This window comes from Variovorax sp. (assembly GCF_035634955.1).
Lineage (GTDB): Bacteria > Pseudomonadota > Gammaproteobacteria > Burkholderiales > Burkholderiaceae_C > Variovorax.
Genome location: NZ_DASQBZ010000006.1, coordinates 1 through 2,358, shown reverse-complemented (window position 1 = coordinate 2,358; position 2,358 = coordinate 1). Strand labels below are relative to the sequence as shown.

Sequence of the window (2,358 nt, the reverse complement as noted above, 5' to 3'; positions counted from 1 at the left end):
AGGTGGTAGGCGCTGTAGTGGAACAGGTCGCGGAAGGTCGCCCACAGGAACTGCGCCTGCGGGTGCTGGCTTTCGCGCAGCTTGGCGAACTTCTCGGCCGGGTTCTTGATCTTCAGGATCTCGACCACTTCCGGTGCGGCGACGCGGTCAGCCGGACGGTAGTCCTGCTTCTCCAGATCGAGGACGACGATGTCCTTGCCGACCTTGCGGAAGATGCCGGCACCGGTCTTCTGGCCGAGCGCGCCCTTGGCGATCAGCGCGTCCAGCCACTTCGGCGACGTGAAGAATTCATGCCACGGATCGTTGGGCAGGGTGTCGCCCATGGTCTTGATCACGTGGGCCATGGTGTCCAGGCCGACCACGTCGGAGGTGCGGTAGGTCGCCGACTTCGGGCGGCCGACCAGCGGACCGGTCAGGCCGTCCACTTCATCGAAGCCCAGGCCGAATTCCTGCGTGTGGTGGATGGTGGACAGGATCGAGAACACACCGATGCGGTTGCCGATGAAGTTCGGGGTGTCCTTGGCGTACACCACGCCCTTGCCCAGCGTGGTGACCAGGAAGGCTTCCAGGCCTTCCAGCACGGCGGCGTCGGTGGTGCTGGCCGGGATCAGCTCGGCCAGGTGCATGTAGCGCGGCGGGTTGAAGAAGTGCACGCCGCAGAAGCGGTGGCGCAGCTGCTCGGGCAGCACGTCGGCGAGCTTGTTGATGCCCAGGCCCGAGGTGTTGGAGGCCAGCACGGCGTGGTCGGCCACGAACGGGGCAATCTTCTTGTACAGGTCCTGCTTCCAGTCCATCCGTTCGGCGATGGCCTCGATGATCAGGTCGCAGTCCTTGAGCTGCTCCAGGCCGGTCTCGTAGTTGGCCGGGGTGATCGCCTCGGCGTAGGACTTGCTGGCCAGCGGGGCAGGGCTGAGCTTGCCCAGGTTGGCGATTGCCTTGAGCACGATGCCATCGGCCGGACCTTCCTTGGCGGGAAGGTCGAACAGCACGGTGTCGACGCCGGCGTTGGTCAGGTGGGCCGCGATCTGGGCACCCATGACGCCGGCACCCAGAACGGCGGCGCGGCGGACTAGCAGGGAATTGGACATGTCGATAAGCCTTTGTTGGTCTGGCAGCCGGGCGGGACCCGGCTCTACGGAGGGTTCAATGGGCAGAGCCCGGCTCTACGGGGTGGAAAGTGGGGTCGACGCAGCGTCGGTGACCGCGCTGGCGCGGAAACCGGCTTCGGCGAAGTGGATCAATTCGCGGGCGGCATGGGCACGATGCGCCGCTTCGGTGACACCGGCGGGTCGCTTGATCAGGCCGAAGTCGGCCATCGCATAGGTCAGCGAGCCGGCCAGGAAGTCCAGCCGCCAATACAGCTCTTCCTTGCTGAGCTCCGGCACGCAGGCCGCGATGGCCTTGCCGAAGTCGCGCAGCACGTGGCCGTAGTGGTCGGACAGGAACTTGCGCAGGTTGTCGTTCTTCTCCGCGTAGGCGCGGGCGATGACGCGGACGAAGGCGCCCCCGGTCTGGCGGTCCTGGGCCATCGCCAGGGCCGGCTCGACGAAGGCGGCCAGCACCGGGCGCAGCTGGCCGGGGTGCTCGCGGCGGGCCGCGTCCAGCTGCGCCAGGCGGGCGGTGGTCATCTCGTCCATGCGCCGGCGGAACACCTCGTTGACCAGGTTTTCCTTGGAGCCGAAGTGGTAGTTGACCGCCGCGATGTTCACATCGGCCTGGCTGGTGACCTGGCGAAGCGAGGTGCCGGCGAAGCCATGCTGCGCGAACAGCTCCTCGGCGGCGCCGAGAATGCGGTCCTTGGTGGAGAAATGAGCGGGCTTGGCCATGGGTCGGGCAGGGTTCAATCAAACGATTGTTTGATATTAGACCCGGGGCTGCGCGGGCGCATTGTGCGGCGCACAAAAGCGCCGGATCCGTTCATCGTCGTGCCGGGCTCTGCCCGGCGATCCCCGCACCGCCTGAACGGGGGGCGTCGCTTGGCATTCATGGGGTTGCCGCCCAGCGGTCGGCACTACCGCATGGGCGGGTTACACGTTAGAATTGCCTCACGTATATCAGGCTAAGCCCGCGTTTCGACGCGGGTTTTTTTCATGTTACTCTCGGGCCGATCAGTGGCCCGCCCAACGGAGAATTCCCATGGCGCTGGAGCGCACCCTTTCCATCATCAAGCCGGACGCCGTCGCCAAGAACGTCATCGGTGAAATCTACGCCCGCTTCGAAAAGGCCGGCCTGAAGGTCGTCGCCGCCAAGTACAAGCAGCTGTCGCGCCGTGAAGCCGAAGGCTTCTACGCCGTGCACCGCGAGCGTCCGTTCTTCAACGCGCTGGTCGAGTTCATGATCTCCGGCCCGGTGATGATC

At 65.7% G+C, this 2,358-nt stretch carries 3 protein-coding genes; 1 reads left to right on the top strand and 2 read right to left on the bottom strand.

Annotated elements, in window-relative coordinates:
- Window positions 1-1,088: 3-hydroxyacyl-CoA dehydrogenase family protein (locus VES41_RS02150; protein ID WP_324812401.1), on the bottom strand; the 1,088-nt coding region annotated here is incomplete at its 3' end.
- Window positions 1,089-1,163: 75 nt separating this feature from the next.
- On the bottom strand, window positions 1,164-1,826 hold the full coding sequence (locus VES41_RS02145; protein ID WP_324812399.1) for a TetR/AcrR family transcriptional regulator: 663 nt from the start codon (window positions 1,824-1,826) through the stop codon (window positions 1,164-1,166).
- 310 nt (window positions 1,827-2,136) lie between these two features.
- Here VES41_RS02145 and VES41_RS02140 point away from each other — a divergent pair.
- Window positions 2,137-2,358: nucleoside-diphosphate kinase (locus VES41_RS02140; RefSeq protein WP_324812397.1), on the top strand; the 222-nt coding region annotated here is incomplete at its 3' end.

Bases quoted from the DNA above. Each gene is read 5' to 3' on its own strand.
- VES41_RS02145 (WP_324812399.1), bottom strand. From the start codon at position 1,826: ATGGCCAAGCCCGCTCATTTCTCCACCAAGGACCGCATTCTCGGCGCC.